A 20443-nucleotide genomic window follows, 5' to 3' on the forward strand; every position below is an offset into this window, starting at 1 on the left:
CAAGCAATCTCTTACCGACATCACACCACCACTCCGACGTGTTTCCCGTCACACCACATCTCCGGGAGGGTGACGGGAAACACGCTCAACGGGTGAACAGACCGATGCACTCCACATGATGAGTAGACGGGAACGCCGCGAAGGCCCGGACGTCCGCCAACTCGAACCCGTGATCGCGATACAGCCCCACATCACGGCCGAACGAGGCGGGATCGCACCCCACGTGGACGATCCGGCGCGGACCCGCCTCGGCCACGGCCGCCACCACGTCCCTGCCGGCTCCCGCCCGCGGTGGATCGAGCACGACCACCTCGGGTGCCGGTAGCTCGGGGATCATCCGCTCCACCCGACCGTGACGGAAGGACACCTGCCCGAGATCGGCGAGCGCCTCGGTCCCGTCGTCGACGGCGGTCTTCGACGACTCGACCGACACCACATGCCCGGACGGACCCACCTGCTCGGCGAGCACCGCGGCGAACACCCCCACCCCGCCGTAGAGATCCCACGCCGTCGCACCCACGGAGGCCTGCGCCCATTCACCCACCACCGTCGAATAGGTGGTCGCGGCACCGCGGTGGGCCTGCCAGAAGCCGGTCGGCACCAGCCGCCACTCTCGCTCACCGACCCGCTCGAGCACACGACCCGAACCCTCGATCACCTTCTCCGGACGGGGTGCGTTCGCCGCCGCCCGCCGCGACGCCGCGCCGCGCCGACCCTGCCGCCGCGCACCACCCGCGACGGCGGGCGGCGCGATCTCCACCACGTGCCGACCACCGTCCGCGTCGAGCACCACCTGCAACTCGGCTCCCGGTTGCCACACCCGGTCGGCGAGACCGACATAGGCGTGCGGATCGATCTGCGGACAGGCCAGCTCGGGCACGACCTCGTTGCTGCGATAGCGCCGGTATCCCGGATTCCCGACCACGTCCACCGCGAGCCGCACCCGGGTTCGCCACAAGGTCCCGTTCGAGGCACCGCCCGGCACCTCCTCGACCGTCACCTCGCGGTCCACACCGCCCAGCCGGCGCAGCTGTTCGACCACCACGGCGCCCGTGAAACGACGTTGCGCCGCGACGGTCATGTGCGACAGATCGCAACAGCCCGCTCCCCCCGGACCGGAGATCGGACAGACCCGCTCGACGCGATCCTCGGACGCCTCGAGTACGTCCTCCACGTCGGCGAAACAGAACGACCCGCCCCGATCCTCGGTGACGCGAGCGAAGACCCGCTCCCCCGGCAGTCCGTGCCGCACGAAGACGACCCGACCCTCGAACCGCGCGACACACGCACCGCCGTGGGCGGGATTCCCGAGGATCACCTCGATCCGCCGGCCGGACCAATCCGTACGCGGGTGTGCCTGACGATTCACCGGGGTTCCTCCTCGTTGTCGAACTGTCGTTCCTGTCCGTCCGGGACGGCCCGCCCCATCGCGCCCGCCTCCGCGGACGAGCGCAGCTGCCACGGCACACTCGTCACCATCACCCCCGGCTGGAAGAGGAGCCTGCTCTTGAGCCTCAACGCACTCTGGTTGTGGAGAAGCTGCTCCCACCAGTGGCCCACCACGTACTCGGGGATGAACACGGTCACCACGTCCCGGGGAGAATCGCGCCGAACCCGCCGCACGTAGTCGAGGACGGGCCGCGTGATCTCCCGGTAGGGCGACTCGACGACCTTCAGCGGAACCGTCAGATCGCTCTTCTCCCATTCGACGACGAGACGCCGGGTGCTCTCGTCGTCGACGTTGACGGTGATCGCCTCGAGCGTGTCCGGGCGGGTCGCCCGCGCATAGGCGAGCGCACGCATGGTGGGCATGTGCAAGGTCGAGACCAGCACGATGGAATGCGTGCGGCTGGGCAGCACTCCGTCCCAGTCCACGCTCTCGAGTTCCGCGGCGACCGTGTCGTAGTGACGCCGGATCGCCTTCATCAGCACGAACGCGACCACCATGGTCACCACCGCGATCCATGCCCCGGCCGCGAACTTGCCGGTCAGCACGACCAGCAGCACCAGCGTGGTGGACACGCACCCGACCCCGTTGATCAACCGCGACCGCGTCATGCGACCCCGGGCGGCGGGATCCGACTCGGTGCGCAGCTCCCGGGTCCAGTGACGCACCATGCCGGCCTGTCCCAGGCTGAACGCGACGAACACCCCCACGATGTACAGCTGGATGAGCCGGGTGACCTCGGCTTCGAAGACCCACACGAAGACGACGGCGATACCGGCAAGGAAGAGGATGCCGTTGCTGAACGCGAGGCGGTCACCACGCGTGTGGAACTGGCGCGGCAGGTAGCGGTTCTGCGCGAGAACCGAGCCGAGCACGGGGAATCCGTTGAACGCGGTGTTGGCGGCGAGCACGAGGATCACGGCGGTGACGATCGTGATCAGGACGAACGCAGCCGGTATCCCGTCGAAGACGGTATGGGCCAGCTGGGCGAGCAGCGTCTTCTGCTCGTAGCCCTCGGGCGCACCCCGCAGTTGGGTCTCGGGGTGCTCGGCCACCACGACCCCGAGTCGTCGGGCGAGGAAGACCACCCCGAGGAACAGCGTGACGGCGATGGCTCCGAGCACCAGCAACGTCGTCGCGGCGTTGCGTGCCTTCGGCTTCCGGAAGGACGGCACACCCGTGCTGATCGCCTCGACGCCCGTCAGCGCGGCGCACCCCGACGAGAATGCGCGCGCGACCAGGAGGACGAATGCGAGCGCCGTCAGGTCGGTCTGCTCGGCGACGAGTTCGAGATCGGCCGACTCGGCGCGCAGCTCGTCGCCCAGGACGAAGATCCGGAACAGGCCGGCCCCGAGCATCACCAGCATGCAGCCCACGAAGGTATAGGTGAGAACGGCGAAGGCGCGTCCGGCCCGCCGGAGACCGCGCAGGTTCACCGCGGTCAGCAACACGATCGCGAGGATGACGAAGAGAACCTTGTGCCGGGCCACGAACGGGACCGCCGATCCGACCGTCGCCGCCGCGGACGACAGCGACACCGCGACCGTCAGCACGTAGTCGACGAGCAGCGCGCTGCCCACGGTCAGTCCGGCCGTGGGGCCGAGATTCTTCGTGGCCACCTCGTAGTCGCCGCCGCCCGATGGGTAGGCGCGCACCGTCTGGCGGTAACCGGCGATCACGATCACGAGCACGAAGGCGACCGCGAGACCGATCCACGGAGAGAACGCGTAGGCCGACAGTCCCGCAACGGAGAGGACGAGGAAGATCTCCTCGGGCGCGTAGGCGACCGACGAGAGGGCATCGGAGGCGAACACCGGCAGCGCGGTGCGTTTGGGCAGCAACTCGTGCCCGAGAGTGTCGCTGCGGAACGGCCGACCCAGCACGAGCCGCTTCGCCGCGGTGGAAAGCTTGGACACGCGCAAAGCCTATGCGGTTCGGGTCCGGAAGTACCCCTCGGCCGGGTCACGACTGCTCGGGGATCGTCACGCGGTACCGTTCGGTTCGGCGGTCCGATGCGGTCCGTCTCGGAAGGATCGACCGGAACGGAGTCCACGGTGTACGTGGTGGTGATGGGGTGTGGTCGGGTCGGCTCGGCGGTGGCCACCGCTCTCGTCCGGCTCGGTCACGAGGTCGCGGTCATCGACCGCGACGAGAGTGCGTTCGGGCGACTGGGCGACGACTTCCCCGGACACACGGTGCTCGGTATGGGCTTCGACCGGCACGTGCTGATCTCCGCCGGTATCGAACGCGCCGATGCCTTCGCGGCGGTCTCCTCCGGCGACAATTCGAACATCATCTCGACACGGGTGGCCCGCGAGACCTTCGGTGTCGAACGTGTCGTCGCGAGGATCTACGACGCCAAGCGGGCCGCGGCGTACGAGCGGCTGGGCATCCCCACGGTGGCGACCGTGCCGTGGACCACCGATCGCTTGCTCCACGCGCTGACGCACGACAGCGAGACCGCCCGCTGGCGCGATCCCACCGGATCCGTCGCCATCGCCGAGGTGAACCTGCACGAGGGATGGGTCGGACGACGCGTCACCGACCTCGAGGAGGCCACGGGATCGCGCGTGGCGTTCCTGATCCGGTTCGGCACCGGGCTGCTGCCCGACCGCAGGACAGTGCTGCAGGCCGACGACTCCGTCTACATCGCGGCCGTGTCGGGTTCCGTCTCGGAGGCGATCACCCACGCCGAGAACCCGCCGGTCGACGAGAACTGACCCACCCACCCGAGAGGAAGCTCACATGAAGGTGGCGATCGCCGGTGCCGGCGCGGTGGGACGCTCGATAGCGCGTGAACTGCTGCGCAACGCCCACGAGGTGATGCTCATCGAACGCAAGCTCGAGCATGTCGAACCGGACGCCGTTCCGGAGGCGACCTGGGTCCACGCCGACGCCTGCGAACTCAGCTCGCTCGAATCCACCGGACTCGAACGGTACGACGTGGTGATCGCGGCAACGGGCGACGACAAGGCCAACCTGGTCCTCAGCCTGCTCGCGACCACCGAGTTCGGTGTCCCGCGGGTGGTGGCCCGCGTCAACGATCCGCGCAACGAGTGGCTGTTCGACGAATCGTGGGGTGTCGACGTCGCGGTGTCCACGCCGCGCATGCTCGCCGCGCTGGTCGAGGAGGCCGTCACGGTCGGCGATCTGGTGCGGTTGATGACGCTCCGCAAAGGCGCGAACCTGGTGGAGGTCACCCTGCGGGACACCACCGCCCTGGCCGGGAAGCCGGTTCGGAAACTGGAACTGCCCCGCGACACGGCGCTCGTGGCGATCCTGCGCGGCGGACGCGTGATCGTCCCGCAGCCGGACGATCCGCTCGAAGGCGGGGACGAACTGCTGTTCGTCACGGCGGAGGACGTCGAGGACGATCTCCGGCAGGCGGTGAACCGCTAGTCGCGCGAACCGTGCCGGTCGCGGAGACGGTGCCGGCCGTCGAGTCCGTGCCGGTCCTCGGGGCCCGGCTCGTCGTGGGAACCCGACCCCTCGTGGGACCCCCCGGCCGAAGCGTCCTCGATGGTCTCGGCCGGCGGGGGTTCGACGACCCGGTCCGCGCGCCGGACCGCCCAGAGGGTGACCAGCAGCGCCAGCGCGGTCAGCGGCCAGCCCATTCCGATCCGTGCGACCGCGAGCCACCCGGTGCGGTCCTGGTCGTAGAGCTGGTTCTGCACGAGATAGCGACCGAGGAAGACCAGGGTCCATGCGAGGGTGGCGACGTCGTAGGCGCGCACCGCGGTGGGATGTGACCGCCACTGCGAGCCCTGGCCGTTGAGCATCCCCCAGATCACGCCGACCAGCGGCCTACGGACGAGCACGGACAACAGGAAGGCGCCCCCGTAGACCAGGCTCGCGTAGATCCCGAAGAGGAAGTATCCCTTCGCGTCGCCGGTGCGATGAGCGATGAAGGCGCACAAGGCGACTCCGAAGAAGCCGGAGATCGCGGGCTGGATCGGCGTGCGCTGGATCAGGCGCCACACGAGCACCGCCAGTGCCACACCCAACGCGGTCCAGATGGCCGCCGTGAGCCCCCACACGCTGTTGACCGGCACGAACACCAGCACCGGCAGCGTCGAATAGATCAACCCGCTGATCCCGCCGAGTTGTTCGAGCATCGTCTGCTGGTTGGTGTCGCTCACTCCTACGAGGGTGCCACATCGGGCACAGCGGTACGACCCCGCGTATCGACGGGGAACCACTCCGCGTACGCAGGGGCCGGCAGTCCCCGGCGCGCCGGTCAGGCCGGTTCGCGCAGCTCGTAGTACGGGTTGTAGATCACCTTGCGTCCGTCGCGTTCTCCCACGCGACCGCGGACCGTCAACGTACGCCCGGGTTCGATCCCGGGGATGCGCCGACGGCCGATCCATACGAGCTGGATCGAATCGGTCCCGTCGAAGAACTCCGCCTCGACGACGGCAGCAGCGGCACGCGAACACGACTCGACACTGCGGAGGCGTCCGTACATGGTCACTTCCTGACCACGGGCGCATTCGACGACGGGTAGGGCGCCCGTGGAGTGCGACGATTCGGCCATCTCCTCGGCATCGAGTTCTTCGATGTCCTCGGTGAGCCGCCGTGTGAGCCGACGCAGGTAGCCGGCCGGGGAAGCCATAACACGCTCCTGTACGGAAGGGGCACGGATCGCGTGCCACCGGACTCTTCTTCGATCGCCACTGTAGACGCATTCTGGCCGGATACAAGTTGCACGGTGCACACCGTCGTGCAGGCACCGTCGACCTGCTGTGCAGGCACTGTCGGCACGACCGTGTGCGCAGGTGAGCGTCGTTGCCGGGGACCGATGGTGCAGGATCGTCCGCATGTCCCGCAGCGAATCCCCGGCCTCCCCGGACACCGGCCCGTCCCGGCCGGTCACCCGCACCGCGGTCGTGCTTCCCGGCACGGGTTCGGACGCATGCTTCGCCGAGAAGGCGTTCGGCCCCGAACTCCGGCGCCGCGGCATCACGCCGATCGCCGTCGACCCGGACCCTCGCGGTGTGGTGGCGAGCTACGTCGCGGCGCTCGACGATGCCGCCGAGAACGGGCCGCTCCTCGTCGGTGGTGTGTCGATCGGTGCGGCTGTTGCGTTGAGATGGGCGTTCGACAATCCCGACCGGGCCGTCGGCATCCTCGCCGCCCTACCGGCGTGGACCGGCGATCCACTGGAGTCCCCTGCCGCTGGGAGCGCGCGGTGGACGGCGTCCGAGCTACGCGCTCACGGACTCGAGGCGGTCACCGCGACGATGACCGCCTCGAGTCCGTCCTGGCTCGCGCGGGAACTGACCCGCTCGTGGAGCGCCCAATGGCCCGACCTCCCGTCCGCGCTGGACGAAGCCGCGTGCTACCGAGCGCTCGACGTCGACGAACTCCGGGCCGTGGGTACGCCGGTCGGCATCGCCGCCGCGGTGGACGATGCGGTCCATCCGCTGGAGGTGGGGCGCCGATGGGCGCGGGAGATCCCTCGCGCGCAACTCGCGACGGTGACGCTCGAGCAGATCGGGGACGATCCCTCCGTGCTCGGGAGACTGTGCCTCACCGCGCTCGACAGGATCGTCCCCGTCCCGAATCGATGATCGGGATATCGACCTAGAAGCCGAGTTGCTGCATCGCCGAACCGGATTCGCCCCGGCGCGGCGGAGGGGTCTGCTGAGTGGGCGGGGTCTGCTGGGGAGGCGGAGTCTGCTGGGGAGGCGGGGTCTGCCGGGTGGGCTGCGTCGGCGAGGTCGTCCGCGGAGCGGGTTGTGCCGGAGCAGATCCCTGCCGGGGCGCGACCTGCGGCTGCGCCGCCTGCTGCTGCTGTTGTTGTTGCGCTGCGACGAGCTGACGGGTGAGCGCCTCGGGGAGCACGATCGGCAGCGGCGTACGGACCGGATGGGGGTCGGCTCCTCGCCGGACGACCGTTCCGGAGATCACCGAGCGTGCGATCCCGACGAGTTCGGAGTCGGCTCCCGCATTCCCGGCGGGCGCCGCCACGACACAGCGGATCATCCAGCGGAAACCGTCGACACCGATGAACCGCAGATCGGCGTTCGCGGCCCTGCCGTGAAGTTCACGACCCCACGGGCCCGACTCGATGCTGACCTCCGCATTGTCGTTGCGCAGGGTCTCCGCGAGTTCGGCAGCGACCTCGCGCCACTGTCCCGGCGACTTCGGCGCGGCGTACGCGGAGACGGTGATGCGCCCGAACTGGGTCACCAGGTGGACGTTCTGAGGCGTCCCGTTCGGTGCCATCTCGACCTGGATCTGGCCGCCGGCCGGCAGCGGTACGAGCACGGATCCGAGATCCAGACGGGAGGCGGCCACCGTCTCCTCGTCGACCTCGTCGATGTCGTACGGGCCGGAATCGGCCGTACTGCCGGTGGCGTATTCGTCGGAAGGCTCGTCGTAGGCACCGAGGTCGTCGCCGGGTGCAGCGGCGTCGCTCGTCTCGACGCTCGACCCGCGGTCCTTGCGGCGTCGTCCGAACATGTCAGGAACCCTCCTTCACGAGGCCGCCGTGCCCGCCGCTCGATCCGTATCCGCCGCTGCCCCGCGCCGTGTCGTCGAGTTCGTCCACTTCGACGAAGTCGACGAGTTCGACGCGCTGGACGAGCAACTGCGCGATGCGGTCGCCTCGGCGGAGTTCGACGGCGCGCTCGGTGTCGTGGTTGATCAGGCACACCTTGATCTCCCCACGGTAGCCCGCGTCGACCGTGCCGGGTGTGTTGACGACGGACAGGCCGAACTTGGCGGCGAGGCCGGAACGCGGGTGGATCAATCCGACCGTTCCCACGGGCAGTGCCACGGCGATACCGGTACCGACGAGCGCTCGCTCCCCCGGACCGAGGGTCACGTCGGCCGAGGTGCACAAGTCCACGCCGGCGTCACCGGGGTGGGCGCGAGTGGGCACGGGGAGCTCCGGATCGAGCCGGCGCAGCGGTATCGGGGGAAGATCGGTCACGTGGATCGAGACTACTCGCGTGCCGGGCTGCTCCACCGAGGCGACTATCCTTACGGTGTGTCCCGATCCTCGCGCACCTCAGCGACAACACCTCCGACGGCCGACGCCCCGACCTTCTCCGAGCGGATGTGGGTGCCGTGGTGGTGGTGGCCGATCGGGCTCGGTGTGGCCGCTCTGCTCGCGGCGGAACTGCACATGGGCGCGCCCGGAATGTATGCGTGGCTGCCCTACGTCCTTCTGCTTCCCATGCCGATCTGGGTCCTCACCTGGCTCTCACGCAGCAGGGTCGAGGTGGTGGGCGGCGAGCTCGTCGTCGGTCGCGCACATCTACCCCTCGATGTGATCTCGCGGGGGGTGGTGGTTCCGCCGTCGGCCAAGAGCGCCGCGATGGGACGCCAGCTCGATCCGGCGGCGTTCGTCCAGCACCGCCCCTGGGTGCGGACCATGGCGCTCGTGGTGCTCGACGACCCGGAGGATCCGACGCCGTACTGGCTGGTCAGCACGCGGCGGCCGGCCGAACTGCTCGCGGCACTGGGGTGCGACGAGTCGGGTCGCCGGTAGAGGCACGAAAGCCGGGGCACAGAAAGAGAGCCCGGACGCAGAGTGCAGCGGGAGCCGCCACAGCGCCGGGGCATGTGCGAGAGAGACGCGGGTGACCACGGCGCACCGTCGTCACCCGGTCTCGTATCGCACACCTATGTCCTCACGCCGCGCAATCCCGGCAGATCATGACTCCGTTCTCCTCGCTCGCGAGTCTGCTCCGGTGGTGCACCAGGAAACAGCTCGAACAGGTGAACTCGTCGGCCTGCTTCGGAACGACCCGCACCGACAGTTCTTCTCCGGACAGGTCCGCCCCGGGCAGCTCGAAGGACTCGGCGGTGTCCGATTCGTCGACGTCCACCACTGCGGACTGGGCCTCGTTACGCCGGGCCTTCAATTCCTCGAGTGAATCCTCCGACACATCGTCGCTGTCGGTCCGCCGGGGTGCGTCGTAGTCAGTCGCCATTTCCTCTTACCTTCTAGTACTCGTACCGGTAGCCGGCCGGGACACGGACGGTGCTCCCGGCCAAGGCAACGCACGACCGTCCGTTGGAGTTCCCGACGGGTATGTCACCGGGGTGACATACCCGAATTCACTCTGTTTCCACGCCGAACCGTTCGTTCTTGGACGGTTCGGCCGCCGAACAATAGCCGACCTTGCGCACGAATATGCAATCGATGCGCGAAAACGCGGGAAATTGTCCGGCAATCGTCATCAACAACACAACGACTCGTGACATTTCCTCGGGTCGGCGGTTCCGCCCACGCAGTCCCCGCCCTCTACAGTGAGTGCGACGATCCCGGCAGAAGACGAGAGGCAGGGCCGCGTGGTTTCCCTGATCACCGAAGGAAGCGCAACCGATCGCCGCGGCCGCCCGTTCCGCCGGCGCCGGGTGGTCCCGGCTGCCGTGGCCGGCGCCGTCCTCGCCGCAGCCACCATCGTCGTGTGGACCTCGGCGATCAGTTCGTCGGAACCCGTCACGACCACCGTGGCGTGCAACGCTCCCCCGACCGAGGCGGCCGATCCCGAAGGCCCGCAACCCGCTCCGCTCGGCGAGGTCGTGGACCGGTCGACGCTGCTCGAGGTCGAACCCGCTCCCCTGGCGGCAACCCGGGTGCGCGTGTTCAACGCCAACGGAGAACGCGGTCAGGCGACGCATGTGGCCGCGCAACTGAGCGATTACGGTTTCTCGAGTCCGCCCGACGTACAGGCCGGCAACGATCCGGTCTATGTCGACCAGAACCTGCAGTGCCAGGGGCAGATCCGGTTCGGTGAAGCCGGTCGCGCAGCTGCGTCATCGGTGTGGTTGCTCGCTCCGTGCGCCGAGTTGGTGCAGGACACACGTGAGGACGACACGGTGGACCTCGCGCTCGGCACCTACTTCCGCGAGGTCTCTCCCGGGGCTGATGCGGAGGAGGTTCTGCGGGCGCTGCGCGAGGTTCCGGCGGGCGAACAGACGGCTCCCCTCGATCTCGATCTGCTCACGGCCGCCCGCACTGCGCGATGCTGAAACTATTTTCAGAGACCGTGCATGCTGTTTTTCGTCACCGTCGCAGTAAAACGTGACCGACGACAATTTCCGATGTGACAAAACGGTCAATTCGGAATTGCGTGGAACGCTCCGATTTCGGTGAGGAGAGTTTCGAAATCGGCGGCGAGTCCCGGCGCGACCGCCACGGTGAGTTCGCCGTCGTCCCCGGTGCCTGTCGGGACACGCACCACCGCACCGGCTTCCGCGGCGACCAGAGCCCCCGCCGCCCAGTCCCACGGGCCGAGCCCATGTTCGTAGTGGGCATCGACCCGCCCCGCCGCGACCATACACAGGTCGAGCGCAGCCGCTCCGACACGCCGGATGTCGCGCACCCTGGGCAATAGTGCCGCCACCAACTCCCCCTGACGCGCACGCCGTTGCGGGGAATACGAGAAGCCCGTCGCCACGAGCGCCATCCGCGGATCGGTCACCGGATTGCAGCGCAACCGGACCCGTGTGCCACCCGTATCCAGATACGCCCCGAGACCCTCCGCCGCGAAGAACGTCTCCCCGGAGGCGATGTCGACGACAGCTCCGGCCACCGAACGTCCGTCGACCTGCGCGGCCACCGAGACCGCCGACGCCGGGAGTCCGTACACGAAGTTCACGGTGCCGTCGATGGGATCGACCACCCACACCACCCCGCTCGCGGTCGTCGCCCTCGCACCGTCGCCACTGGTCTCCTCTCCCAGGAAGGCGTCCTCGGGCCGCAGTTCGGCGAGTCTGCGCCGGATGAGCTCCTCGCTTTCGGTGTCGGCGGCGGTGACGGGATCGGTCGCCGTCGACTTCGTCCCGACACGGGCGGCCTCCCCCGATCCCGGAGGGCCGAACAGCTCGGCTCTGCGTACACGAACATAGGCTGCGGCCTCACGCGCGACGGTCACGGCGACGTCCCTCAACGCGGACGACTCGGATTCGGAGAGCGTTCTCTGTACATGCACGAACCGATCCGAACACAGCGCCGAAGGTTTCGCCACCGAGCGCCGCACCGGGCGGCACCGGGCATTATCGTTGCCACACGAGCGGAGCAGCCGGCCCCACCCAGCGAGAGGAAGTACACGATGGCACAGGACGTCCCCACGGACCGATCGAATCCGGGCAACCACGGATTCGGTGTCGACATCGGGGGAAGTGGCGTCAAGGGTGCCGTGGTGGACCTCGATACCGGCCGCCTGGTCGGCGACCGGATCAAGCTCCTCACTCCGCAACCGTCCACCCCGGAGGCCGTGGCGAAGACGGTGGCACAGATCGTCGAGCAGGCGGGCTGGTCCGGTCCCGTCGGCGTGACCCTGCCGAGCGTGGTCACCGGAGGTGTCGCCCGGACCGCCGCCAACATCGACAAGTCGTGGATCGGCACCGACGCCCGTTCTCTCTTCTCCCACGCGCTCGACGGCCGGGACGTCTCGGTGCTCAACGACGCGGATGCCGCCGGCATCGCGGAGGACCGCTTCGGTGCCGCCAAGGACACCGACGGTGTGGTGATCCTCCTGACCTTCGGAACCGGGATCGGCTCGGCCGTCCTGCACAACGGTGTCCTGCTGCCCAACACCGAGTTCGGGCACATGGAGGTCGACGGCAAGGAGGCCGAGCACCGCGCCGCCTCCTCCGTCAAGGAACGCGGCGACCTGTCGTACAAGCAGTGGGCCAAGGAGGTCTCCCGCGTCCTCACACGTTTCGAGGATCTGCTCTGGCCCGATCTGTTCATCGCCGGTGGTGGGATCAGCCGCAAGCACGAGAAGTGGATCCCGCTCCTGACCAACCGCACGCCGGTGGTCCCTGCCGAACTGCGCAACGCGGCGGGAATCGTCGGGGCTGCTCATGCTGCGAAAACAGGTGTCACTCCCTGAGTCCGGCGCATCGACCGCCCGGAGGATCGTTACAATGGTCCCCAGCAGGCCGGAACCGGCCCTCATCCCGACAGACCTCTCCGCCGGAACACCTCTGGCGCGACGCCGCACTACCTCGTCACGAAAGGGCGTACGTGGCAGCCACCGACATCCACACCGCTGATTCCGCCAACGAATCGGCACCCGTTGCGGACGCTTCCAGCGTCGCAGGCGCTGCGGACTCCCCGGAGGGCACCGCACCCGGTGCGACACCGCCGGCGAAGAAGGCAGCCGCCAAGAAGGCTCCCGCGAAGAAGGCAGCCGCCAAGAAGGCTCCCGCGAAGAAGGCAGCCGCCAAGAAGACCACCGCGAAGAAGGCAGCCGCCAAGAAGACCACCAAGGCTGCGGGTGAAGAGGACTTCGACGGCGCCGAGGAAGCAGATCTCGCCGACCTCGAGGTCTCGGAGGGTGATCTCGCCGGCGCCGAGGATGTCGTGGTCGACGACGACGAGCCCAGCGAGAAGGACAAGGCCTCGGGCGACTTCGTCTGGGACGAAGAGGAGTCCGAAGCGCTGCGCCAGGCACGCAAGGATGCCGAGCTCACCGCGTCGGCCGACTCCGTGCGCGCCTACCTCAAGCAGATCGGCAAGGTCGCCCTCCTCAACGCCGAGGAAGAGGTCGAACTGGCCAAGCGCATCGAGGCCGGCCTCTACGCGACCCACATGCTGCAGCAGCTGGCGGAGAAGGGCGAGAAGCTGCCCGTCGCCCAGCGCCGCGACCTGAACTGGATCTGCCGCGACGGCAACCGCGCCAAGAACCACCTGCTCGAGGCGAACCTCCGCCTCGTCGTGTCGCTGGCGAAGCGTTACACCGGCCGTGGCATGGCGTTCCTGGACCTCATCCAGGAAGGCAACCTCGGTCTGATCCGTGCGGTCGAGAAGTTCGACTACACCAAGGGTTACAAGTTCTCCACCTACGCGACGTGGTGGATCCGTCAGGCCATCACCCGCGCCATGGCCGACCAGGCCCGCACCATCCGTATCCCTGTGCACATGGTCGAGGTCATCAACAAGCTCGGCCGTATCCAGCGCGAGTTGCTCCAGGACCTGGGCCGCGAGCCCACACCCGAAGAGCTTGCCAAGGAAATGGACATCACGCCGGAGAAGGTGCTGGAGATCCAGCAGTACGCGCGTGAGCCCATCTCCCTCGACCAGACGATCGGCGACGAGGGCGACAGCCAGCTCGGCGACTTCATCGAGGACTCGGAGGCGGTCGTCGCCGTCGACGCGGTGTCCTTCACACTGCTGCAGGATCAGCTGCAATCGGTGCTCGAGACCCTGTCCGAGCGCGAAGCGGGCGTCGTGCGTCTGCGCTTCGGTCTCACCGACGGCCAGCCGCGCACCCTCGACGAGATCGGTCAGGTCTACGGCGTGACGCGCGAGCGCATCCGCCAGATCGAGTCGAAGACCATGTCGAAGCTGCGCCACCCCTCGCGGTCGCAGGTGCTGCGCGACTATCTCGACTGACATCCGTCACAGCAACGAGGGCCACCCGATCGGGTGGCCCTCGTTCGCCGTTCCGGACCACCGCTGCTAGAGAAGCTCCGGTTCGTCCCCGGGAAGACGCTGCCGGCCGTCGCGTCCCGGGAGTCGTGCGGAGGCGAACCGCATCACGGGTTCGACGACTCGTGCGGCGACCGGACCGAGGACCGCGGTGATCATCACGTATGCGGAGGCGATCGCCGCGAGACGACTGTCGACGTGCCCCGAGGCGACAGCCAGTCCGGCGATCACGATGGAGAACTCGCCCCGAGCGATGAGTGCCGCACCGGCGCGGGCCCGGCCCATCACGGCGATGTGGTGTTGCGCCGCCGCGATCCATCCGGTGGCGAGCTTCGTCAGCGTGGTCAGCACGGCCAGCAGGATCGCCCAGCCGAGCACCGGCGGTATCTCCGTCGGGTCGGTGTTCAGTCCGAAGAAGACGAAGAAGATGGCGGCGAACAGATCACGGAGCGGTTCGAGGACACGTACCGCGTTGTGTGCCGTGGAACCGGAGATGGCGATACCCAGCAGGAAGGCGCCGACGGCCGCAGACACCTGGAGGGCGGACGCGATGCCCGCCACCAGCAGCGCCGCGCCGAGCAGCTTGAGCAACAGTGTTTCCCTGTCGGGACTGTCGAGCACGACCGAGATGTAGCGTCCGTATCGCACCACCAGCACCAGCACCAGGGTGACGAGACCGAGCGAGATCGCGACGGCTTCGAGGCCGCCGAGCAGACTCACGCCTCCGAGGATCGCGGTGAGGATCGGGAGGTACACGGCCATCGTGAGGTCTTCGAAGACGAGAATCGACAGGACCACCGGCGTCTCACGGTTGCCGAGGCGCCCGAGATCGGCGAGGACCTTCGCTACGATCCCCGACGAGGAGATGTAGGTCACGCCTGCGAGCGCAAGTGCGCCGACAGGGCCGAGACCCAGGATCAACGCGACCGCGGCCCCGGGTGCCGCGTTCAGGGCGAGATCGAGCAGACCCGCCATCCGGGAGCGTCGCAATCCGCTGATCAGCTCGTTCGCGGTGTACTCGAGCCCGAGCAGCAACAACAGCAGTACCACGCCGATCTCGCTGGCGATATGACTGAACGCGCCGATGTCGCCGAGCTGGATGAGTCCACCGTTGCCGAAGCACAGGCCGCCGACCAGATAGAACGGGATCGGCGACATGCCGATCCGCGCCGCCAGCCGCCCGAGGACACCGAGCCCGAAGAACACCGCACCCAGTTCGATGAGTGCGAGTGTCGTAGTGTCCATACCGCCGGATCAGCCGTTGCGCAGGATCCTGGCGGCAGCGTCGAGGCCGTCCGCCGTACCGACCGCCACCAGGATGTCCCCGCCCGTGAGGACGAAGTCCGGTGCCGGAGAAGGCATGACCTGGCCCGCACGCATCACGGCCACGACCGACACGCCGGTGCGGGTGCGCAGCGCGGTATCGCCCAGCGCCGCTCCGTCGAACCGGGAATCCTCGTGGACGTGGAGCTGGCGGGTGACGATTCCGGGCATGTCCCGGTGGTCCTCACTCAACTGGGCGACGAGCTGGGGGGCACCGAGCAGGTTGCTGAGCGTCGCCGCCTCCTCGACGGTGAGGGGGAGGGAGGCGGCACACGCATCGGGGTCGCCGGCCTTCGAGATGATGAGGTCGCTGTGACCGTCCCGATGGGTGATCACCCCGATGCGGCGTCCGGACGCCAGTTCGAAGTCCTTGCGTACACCGATCCCGGGGAGCGGAGTCACGTCGACGATCATGCCGAAAGACTAGTCCTCCGGACCGACGGCGTCCGCTCCCCCGGCCCCGAGGGGCGCGAATCGGCCGTCCGGTCCGGGGAGGAACGGCGCGACCTCCACCACGGCGTCCACGGGCAACGGCCCGTACAGGTGCGGGAACCGCATCGACTCGGGGTCCTCCGGCACGCCGGGTTCGAAACGGAGAGGGTCGTCGAGCCGTGTCGGGTCGACGTGCAGCAGCACCAGATCCTCGCGTCCGGAGTACAGCCGGTCGGCGGGAAGATGCACCTGCTGCGGCGTGGACAGGTGGACGAAACCCTGGGAGGCGAGAGATGCCGGAACGACGGCCCCGAGAGGTCCGGCGCGGTCCCAGTCGTCCCGGGAGATGATGTGCAGGAGGGTCTCGGTCATGTCGTCATTGTGCGTCGGAAAGCCGATCCGAGGCGTCCGCAGCGTCCCGCCCTCTGCGCTGTGAGCGAACACCTGCACGGAAAACCGGCATGTCGCAGCGTTTTCGCTGCTCGATGCGTGAAACGCGCCACGATTGGGCACCCAAGGGAACAACACGTGAACACAAATCGTCTGTCAGAGTAGATCCACCGCGCCGGCCGGTGCGGCGGACCAGACCCCGGCACCCGATATGAGCGGTGGCCAGTTTGGAGGAGTCATGCCCGGTACGTTGACCAGCCCGAAGTTGACCGCTGCAGATCGCTGCGATCGGTGCAATGCTGCCGCTCGTGTCCGCGCCGTCCTTCCCACCGGCGGAGAACTGTTGTTCTGCGGGCACCACGCCAACGAGCACACCGACCGTCTCCGTGAACTCGGAGCGACGATCGTGAGCGAGTCCGACGCCACCGTGTGAATCCGCCGTCCGGAACCGACGTTCTGTCACACGAACGAACCGTCGGTTCCGAGACCCGACCGAATGAACGGGCGACCACCTCGAGGTGGTCGCCCGTTCTCGTCGCCGGGGGCTCGGTGTGGGGCTCACCAGCTCCGCAGGATGGCGATGCGGTCGCGCAGCTGCTCGGCGGTCGCCATCGCCGTCGGCGGACCACCGCACTGGCGACGCAACTCACCGTGGATCACCCCGTGTGGCTTCCTGGTCCGATGGTGCACGACCGCGACGAGGGAATTGAGTTCGCGGCGCAGCTGCGCCAGGGTGTCTGCGGTCTCGACGCGCTCGGTGACCTGGGGCGGCGGGGTGGGCGCAGGCTCGGCCTTCGGCTTGTTCAGCTGCTGTTCCTGACGCTGACGCAGCAGCGCCCGCATCTGGTCGGCGTCCAGCAGACCCGGAAGCCCCAGATAATCGGCTTCCTCGTCGGAACCGGCGAATGTGGCGGTGCCGAACGAGGATCCGTCGTAGATGACCTGGTCGAGTTCGGCGTCCGCACCGAGCGAATGGAAGGCCTTCTCGTCCTCGCCGGGCTCGTCCTTACGCCGGTTCGCGTCGGCGAGCAGCTCGTCGTCGAAGCCTTCCTTGACCCGGTGCGGCTTGCCGAGCACGTGGTCGCGTTGCGCCTCGAGCTGGCTGGCGAGTTCGAGCAGCACCGGCACGGACGGCAGGAAGACGCTGGCGGTCTCCCCCGTGCGCCGCGACCGCACGAAGCGGCCGATAGCCTGCGCGAAGAACAACGGGGTCGAGGCGCTGGTCGCGTACACGCCGACCGCGAGTCGCGGAACGTCGACGCCTTCGGACACCATGCGCACGGCGACCATCCACCGCTGGTTGCCCTCGCTGAACTGTGAGATCCGCTCGGACGCCGTGGGGTCGTCCGAGAGCACGACGGTGGGCATCTCGCCGGTCACCGCCTCGAGGATCCTCGCGTAGGCCCGGGCCGTGGTCTGGTCGGTCGCGATCACGAGGCCGCCGGCGTCCGGCATCCCGCCGGCACGCAGCTGCTGCAGACGGGTGTTCGCCGCGCCCAGCACCGCAGGAATCCAGTCGCCCTCGGGATCGAGGGCGGTCCGCCATGCCCGGGCCGTCTGCTCGGCGCTGAGTGGCTCACCCAGACGGGCCGTGAACTCCTCCCCCGCGCTCGTGCGCCAGCGTGCCTCACCCGAGTACGCGAGGAACACGACGGGCCGCACGACGCCGTCTGCGAGGGCGTCGGCATAGCCGTAGGCATGGTCCGCCTTGGACTGCAGCAGACCGTCTCCGTTCGGCTCGTAGGTCACGAACGGGATCGCGCTGTCGTCGCTGCGGAAGGGCGTACCGGTCAGCGCCAGACGGCGGGTCGCGTCGCCGAACGCCTCGAGGATGCCCTCACCCCAGCTCTTCGCGTCGCCGCCGTGGTGGATCTCGTCGAGGATCACGAGGGTGCGGCGCGCCTCCGTGCGTACGCGGTGCTTGAACGGGTGCGAGGCGATCTGCGCGTAGGTGACCACGACGCCCTGATAGTCGCTCGACGTCTGCCCGGTCGAATTCGTGAAGTTCGAGTCCAGGGCGATGCCGATCCGGGCCGCCGCGCCCGCCCACTGGTGCTTGAGGTGCTCGGTGGGGGCGACGACGGTGATCTGGTCGACCGTCCGGTCGCGCAGCAGCTCCGACGCCACCCGCAGGGCGAAGGTCGTCTTACCGGCGCCGGGGGTGGCGACCGCGAGGAAGTCGCGCGGTTTCGTCGCGAGGTACTTGGTGAGGGCGCGGCGCTGCCAGGCGCGCAGCTGGGCCACAGGGGCGGAGGTCGTAGCTTGTCCGACGGTTTCGGTGCTCACCGGTTTCTCGTGCTCCTTGTCCGCTTCGCTCGGGCCGGTCCCACCGCACTCGTCCGGGTCCCGACCGTCATGCAGCCTATCGTCTCGGACGTCGCGGACCCGCCGAAGCCGCGGCGTCGGCGGGTCCGACGAGGGCTGCGTGGCAGAATTCGATGCACCCTCACCTGCCTGAGCGCGCACGCGAGCGTGTCATCAGGAATTCTGGAAGTAGATGAACGACACACCACGACCCCACGCACAGGCACCCCGCGGCCGCATACGGCACGCGGTGGGTAAAGGGTGGGAGGTGGTCACACACACCATGTCCTCGGCATGGGACCATTCGATCTTCAGCAAGGCCGCGACCGCGGCTTTCTGGCAGACCCTGTCGCTGCCACCGCTGGTGCTCGGTCTGCTCGGCAGCCTGGGGTACGTGGGCGGCTGGTTCGGTCCGGACACGGTCGAGATCATCACGTCCAAGACCGTCACCTTCCTCCGCTCGGTCTTCAGCGACAGCGTGGTCGACCAGATCATCGAACCCACCGTCGCGGACGTCCTCGGCCGCGGACGCGCCGACCTGATGTCGCTCGGCTTCGTGCTGTCGCTGTGGGCCGGCTCGTCGGCGATCTCGACGTTCGTGGACTCGATCGTCGAAGCGCACCATCAGCAGGACCACCGCCATCCGGTGTGGCAGCGGATCTTCGGTCTGCTGCTCTACGTGGTCTTCCTGATCCTCGCGGTCTTCACGCTGCCGCTCGTCGCGCTCGGACCCACGCTGATCGGCCGGCTGCTTCCCGATGCGTGGTTCGATCTGGGTTCGCAGATCATCGACACCTTCTATTTCCCCGCCGTGGGTCTGCTGCTGCTGATCGGCCTGACGACCCTGTACAAGGTGGCGCTGCCCAAGTCGCTGCCGTGGCACCGACTGCTCGGCGGGGCGGTGCTGGCGGGCGTGTTCTTCCTCACTTCCAGCGTGATCCTGCGGTGGTATCTGACGTGGATCGCCGCTACGGGCTACACCTACGGGGCGCTCGCCGCTCCGATCGCCTTTCTGCTGTTCACGTTCTTCCTGGGTTTCGCGGTGGTCCTCGGAGCCGAGTTCAACGCCACGGTGCAGCAGTTCTGGCCCGCACGCGCCACGCGTCTGGAGCAGTGGCGGGTATGGCTGGCGGAGCAGGCGGCGCGCGAGCCGTCGCCGGACAGTGGGCCCGTGACGAACCTCACCCGCCGACTGACGGGCACCACCACGATCCGGCTGTCCGACCTGATCCGGCCCGGGGAACGCGAACCCGAGTCGTGGCCGATCGACGGGAGACCTGCCGAGTCGGGGCCGGCATCCCACGACGACCCTTCCGGCCACGACGACAAGGCATCCCACGACGACAAGGCCGGGGGATGCGAAGTTCCCCCGGCCGAGACCGATCTTCCGCCGGGAGAGAGGCTCTCGCCGGGATCACCCGACGCCACGGTGGACGACGAGCCGTTCCACCCGGTGCCTCAGTCGCCCTTGCGCAAACCGTCGTAGACTTTCTTGCATTCGGGGCACACCGGCGAGCCGGGCTTCGGCGACCGGGTCACCGGAAAGACCTCACCGCACAGCGCAACCACGTGGGTACCCATTACCGCACTCTCGGCGATCTTGTTCTTCTTCACGTAATGGAAGAACTTGGGGGTGTCGTCGTCGGTCGTCTCGTCGGTGGTGGTATCCGGCCGTTCCTTGATATCCGTGCTCACGTGTCCATGATGCCGCACGGAGAGGCCGGATGCGTATGTGCGTGCGACGGTTCGTCGTGGGAAGGTGGAAGACATGGCGAGAACTCACGGTTTCGGCGGATCCCCCGAGAACGGATCGCCCGACAACCCGGTTCTGATCACAGCGGCGGAGACGTCGCTCGAGGATCAGCACCGAGCACGGGTTCGCAAGTACCTCACGATCATGTCGTTCCGCATACCGGCACTGCTCCTGGCGGCGATCGCGTACGGCATCTGGGAGAATCCCTGGATTTCGATGGCGATCATCGGGGTGTCGATTCCGTTGCCGTGGATCGCGGTTCTCATCGCCAACGACCGGCCGCCGCGCCGGAAGGACGAACCGAGTCGCTGGGACGGTCGCTTCGAGGACGCTCCGGCGATCGAGGCGTCGACCCACCGCGTGATCGACGGCTGACGGAGAGAGCGAGCGGGGAGCT

24 protein-coding genes are annotated in these 20443 nt (G+C 68.3%); 10 read left to right on the forward strand and 14 right to left on the reverse strand.

The window, feature by feature from the left end; translation table 11 throughout:
• Positions 1 to 85: 85 nt before the first annotated feature.
• Together PV766_RS02770 and PV766_RS02775 are read right to left on the reverse strand one after the other, a co-directional pair.
• Positions 86 to 1369 (reverse strand): class I SAM-dependent RNA methyltransferase, encoded by a 1284-nt coding sequence (locus tag PV766_RS02770; RefSeq protein ID WP_421096347.1) that lies wholly within the window; start codon positions 1367 to 1369, stop codon positions 86 to 88.
• Positions 1366 to 3363 (reverse strand): APC family permease, encoded by a 1998-nt coding sequence (locus tag PV766_RS02775; protein WP_064065488.1) that lies wholly within the window; start codon positions 3361 to 3363, stop codon positions 1366 to 1368. Before PV766_RS02775 ends, PV766_RS02770 begins: the two co-directional genes overlap by 4 nt.
• Positions 3364 to 3501: 138 nt before the next feature.
• Here PV766_RS02775 and PV766_RS02780 point away from each other — a divergent pair, with 138 nt between their 5' ends.
• Positions 3502 to 4167: a potassium channel family protein gene (locus PV766_RS02780; protein WP_129976916.1), complete on the forward strand. Its 666-nt coding sequence runs from the start codon at positions 3502 to 3504 to the stop codon at positions 4165 to 4167.
• Between the two features lie 25 nt (positions 4168 to 4192).
• A complete protein-coding gene (locus PV766_RS02785) occupies positions 4193 to 4846 on the forward strand; it encodes a potassium channel family protein (RefSeq protein WP_064065487.1) in 654 nt (217 codons plus the stop codon).
• On the opposite strand, the gene PV766_RS02790 is transcribed toward PV766_RS02785, so the two are convergent.
• Positions 4843 to 5586, reverse strand: a complete 744-nt coding sequence (locus PV766_RS02790; protein ID WP_421096348.1) for a DUF3159 domain-containing protein — start codon at positions 5584 to 5586, stop codon at positions 4843 to 4845. The two genes, PV766_RS02785 and PV766_RS02790, sit on opposite strands and share 4 nt — an antisense overlap.
• A gap of 98 nt (positions 5587 to 5684) precedes the next feature.
• A complete protein-coding gene (locus PV766_RS02795; protein ID WP_016694463.1) occupies positions 5685 to 6059 on the reverse strand; it encodes an OB-fold nucleic acid binding domain-containing protein in 375 nt (124 codons plus the stop codon).
• A 205-nt stretch (positions 6060 to 6264) separates the two neighbouring features.
• Between PV766_RS02795 and PV766_RS02800 the strand changes: the two genes are divergently transcribed.
• Positions 6265 to 7017 (forward strand): alpha/beta hydrolase, encoded by a 753-nt coding sequence (locus PV766_RS02800; RefSeq protein ID WP_245207996.1) that lies wholly within the window; start codon positions 6265 to 6267, stop codon positions 7015 to 7017.
• 13 nt (positions 7018 to 7030) lie between these two features.
• On the opposite strand, the gene PV766_RS02805 is transcribed toward PV766_RS02800, so the two are convergent.
• Together PV766_RS02805 and dut are read right to left on the reverse strand one after the other, a co-directional pair.
• Positions 7031 to 7912, reverse strand: a complete 882-nt coding sequence (locus tag PV766_RS02805; protein WP_421096349.1) for a DUF3710 domain-containing protein — start codon at positions 7910 to 7912, stop codon at positions 7031 to 7033.
• Position 7913: 1 nt separating this feature from the next.
• Positions 7914 to 8384 carry a dUTP diphosphatase gene (gene dut / locus PV766_RS02810; RefSeq protein WP_421096350.1) on the reverse strand — a complete coding sequence of 157 codons (471 nt, stop codon included), beginning with the start codon at positions 8382 to 8384 and terminating at the stop codon, positions 7914 to 7916.
• Between the two features lie 126 nt (positions 8385 to 8510).
• Between dut and PV766_RS02815 the strand changes: the two genes are divergently transcribed.
• Positions 8511 to 8945 (forward strand): DUF3093 domain-containing protein, encoded by a 435-nt coding sequence (locus PV766_RS02815; protein WP_064065491.1) that lies wholly within the window; start codon positions 8511 to 8513, stop codon positions 8943 to 8945.
• Between the two features lie 142 nt (positions 8946 to 9087).
• Here PV766_RS02815 and PV766_RS02820 read toward each other — a convergent pair whose 3' ends face one another.
• The gene (locus PV766_RS02820) at positions 9088 to 9390 is read right to left on the reverse strand and encodes a DUF4193 domain-containing protein (RefSeq protein WP_006551346.1); all 303 of its coding nucleotides are present in this window, start codon (positions 9388 to 9390) and stop codon (positions 9088 to 9090) included.
• A gap of 127 nt (positions 9391 to 9517) precedes the next feature.
• The gene (locus PV766_RS02825; RefSeq protein WP_255162720.1) at positions 9518 to 9640 is read right to left on the reverse strand and encodes a hypothetical protein; all 123 of its coding nucleotides are present in this window, start codon (positions 9638 to 9640) and stop codon (positions 9518 to 9520) included.
• Positions 9641 to 9751: 111 nt separating this feature from the next.
• Between PV766_RS02825 and cei the strand changes: the two genes are divergently transcribed.
• Positions 9752 to 10435 (forward strand): envelope integrity protein Cei, encoded by a 684-nt coding sequence (gene cei / locus PV766_RS02830; protein WP_026003580.1) that lies wholly within the window; start codon positions 9752 to 9754, stop codon positions 10433 to 10435.
• 86 nt (positions 10436 to 10521) lie between these two features.
• On the opposite strand, the gene PV766_RS02835 is transcribed toward cei, so the two are convergent.
• The gene (locus PV766_RS02835) at positions 10522 to 11397 is read right to left on the reverse strand and encodes an inositol monophosphatase family protein (RefSeq protein WP_255162719.1); all 876 of its coding nucleotides are present in this window, start codon (positions 11395 to 11397) and stop codon (positions 10522 to 10524) included.
• A 120-nt stretch (positions 11398 to 11517) separates the two neighbouring features.
• Between PV766_RS02835 and ppgK the strand changes: the two genes are divergently transcribed.
• Together ppgK and PV766_RS02845 are read left to right on the forward strand one after the other, a co-directional pair.
• Entirely contained in the window at positions 11518 to 12303 is a 786-nt protein-coding gene (ppgK, locus tag PV766_RS02840; RefSeq protein ID WP_421096351.1) for a polyphosphate--glucose phosphotransferase, read from the forward strand.
• Between the two features lie 134 nt (positions 12304 to 12437).
• Positions 12438 to 13808: an RNA polymerase sigma factor gene (locus PV766_RS02845; protein ID WP_421096352.1), complete on the forward strand. Its 1371-nt coding sequence runs from the start codon at positions 12438 to 12440 to the stop codon at positions 13806 to 13808.
• A gap of 66 nt (positions 13809 to 13874) precedes the next feature.
• Here the strand turns inward: PV766_RS02845 and PV766_RS02850 are convergent, their stop codons facing one another.
• Genes PV766_RS02850 through PV766_RS02860 form a run of 3 tightly spaced genes read right to left on the reverse strand, consistent with a single transcriptional unit; the run spans position 13875 to position 15971 of the window.
• Positions 13875 to 15089, reverse strand: coding sequence for a cation:proton antiporter (locus tag PV766_RS02850; RefSeq protein ID WP_421096353.1), 1215 nt, complete (start codon positions 15087 to 15089; stop codon positions 13875 to 13877).
• A gap of 9 nt (positions 15090 to 15098) precedes the next feature.
• Positions 15099 to 15581 (reverse strand): cation:proton antiporter regulatory subunit, encoded by a 483-nt coding sequence (locus PV766_RS02855; protein ID WP_064065533.1) that lies wholly within the window; start codon positions 15579 to 15581, stop codon positions 15099 to 15101.
• Positions 15582 to 15590: 9 nt separating this feature from the next.
• A complete protein-coding gene (locus PV766_RS02860; RefSeq protein WP_421096354.1) occupies positions 15591 to 15971 on the reverse strand; it encodes a DUF952 domain-containing protein in 381 nt (126 codons plus the stop codon).
• Between the two features lie 256 nt (positions 15972 to 16227).
• Between PV766_RS02860 and PV766_RS02865 the strand changes: the two genes are divergently transcribed.
• The gene (locus tag PV766_RS02865; RefSeq protein ID WP_006551338.1) at positions 16228 to 16422 is read left to right on the forward strand and encodes a DUF7455 domain-containing protein; all 195 of its coding nucleotides are present in this window, start codon (positions 16228 to 16230) and stop codon (positions 16420 to 16422) included.
• Between the two features lie 125 nt (positions 16423 to 16547).
• Here PV766_RS02865 and PV766_RS02870 read toward each other — a convergent pair whose 3' ends face one another.
• Positions 16548 to 18275, reverse strand: a complete 1728-nt coding sequence (locus tag PV766_RS02870) for a DEAD/DEAH box helicase (protein WP_255162717.1) — start codon at positions 18273 to 18275, stop codon at positions 16548 to 16550.
• Between the two features lie 211 nt (positions 18276 to 18486).
• On the opposite strand from PV766_RS02870, the gene PV766_RS02875 reads away from it, so the two are divergent.
• Positions 18487 to 19779, forward strand: a complete 1293-nt coding sequence (locus tag PV766_RS02875) for a YihY/virulence factor BrkB family protein (RefSeq protein WP_421096355.1) — start codon at positions 18487 to 18489, stop codon at positions 19777 to 19779.
• Here PV766_RS02875 and PV766_RS02880 read toward each other — a convergent pair.
• Entirely contained in the window at positions 19752 to 19988 is a 237-nt protein-coding gene (locus tag PV766_RS02880; RefSeq protein ID WP_006551335.1) for a DUF3039 domain-containing protein, read from the reverse strand. The genes PV766_RS02875 and PV766_RS02880 overlap by 28 nt on opposite strands.
• 73 nt (positions 19989 to 20061) lie before the next feature.
• On the opposite strand from PV766_RS02880, the gene PV766_RS02885 reads away from it, so the two are divergent.
• Positions 20062 to 20421: a DUF3099 domain-containing protein gene (locus PV766_RS02885; RefSeq protein WP_016933953.1), complete on the forward strand. Its 360-nt coding sequence runs from the start codon at positions 20062 to 20064 to the stop codon at positions 20419 to 20421.
• The last annotated feature ends 22 nt before the right edge of the window (positions 20422 to 20443 follow it).

Source organism: Rhodococcus sp. As11, from assembly GCF_048957735.1.
In the GTDB taxonomy this organism is placed as follows: domain Bacteria; phylum Actinomycetota; class Actinomycetes; order Mycobacteriales; family Mycobacteriaceae; genus Rhodococcus; species Rhodococcus gordoniae.

Bases quoted from the DNA above. Each gene is read 5' to 3' on its own strand.
- PV766_RS02785 (WP_064065487.1), top strand. From the start codon at position 4,193: ATGAAGGTGGCGATCGCCGGTGCCGGCGCGGTGGGACGCTCGATAGCG.
- PV766_RS02795 (WP_016694463.1), bottom strand. From the start codon at position 6,059: ATGGCTTCCCCGGCCGGCTACCTGCGTCGGCTCACACGGCGGCTCACC.
- PV766_RS02800 (WP_245207996.1), top strand. From the start codon at position 6,265: ATGTCCCGCAGCGAATCCCCGGCCTCCCCGGACACCGGCCCGTCCCGG.
- PV766_RS02805 (WP_421096349.1), bottom strand. From the start codon at position 7,912: ATGTTCGGACGACGCCGCAAGGACCGCGGGTCGAGCGTCGAGACGAGC.
- PV766_RS02815 (WP_064065491.1), top strand. From the start codon at position 8,511: ATGTGGGTGCCGTGGTGGTGGTGGCCGATCGGGCTCGGTGTGGCCGCT.
- PV766_RS02820 (WP_006551346.1), bottom strand. From the start codon at position 9,390: ATGGCGACTGACTACGACGCACCCCGGCGGACCGACAGCGACGATGTG.
- PV766_RS02825 (WP_255162720.1), bottom strand. From the start codon at position 9,640: ATGACGATTGCCGGACAATTTCCCGCGTTTTCGCGCATCGATTGCATA.
- ppgK (WP_421096351.1), top strand. From the start codon at position 11,518: ATGGCACAGGACGTCCCCACGGACCGATCGAATCCGGGCAACCACGGA.
- PV766_RS02850 (WP_421096353.1), bottom strand. From the start codon at position 15,089: ATGGACACTACGACACTCGCACTCATCGAACTGGGTGCGGTGTTCTTC.
- PV766_RS02855 (WP_064065533.1), bottom strand. From the start codon at position 15,581: ATGATCGTCGACGTGACTCCGCTCCCCGGGATCGGTGTACGCAAGGAC.
- PV766_RS02860 (WP_421096354.1), bottom strand. From the start codon at position 15,971: ATGACCGAGACCCTCCTGCACATCATCTCCCGGGACGACTGGGACCGC.
- PV766_RS02865 (WP_006551338.1), top strand. From the start codon at position 16,228: ATGCCCGGTACGTTGACCAGCCCGAAGTTGACCGCTGCAGATCGCTGC.
- PV766_RS02875 (WP_421096355.1), top strand. From the start codon at position 18,487: ATGAACGACACACCACGACCCCACGCACAGGCACCCCGCGGCCGCATA.
- PV766_RS02885 (WP_016933953.1), top strand. From the start codon at position 20,062: ATGGCGAGAACTCACGGTTTCGGCGGATCCCCCGAGAACGGATCGCCC.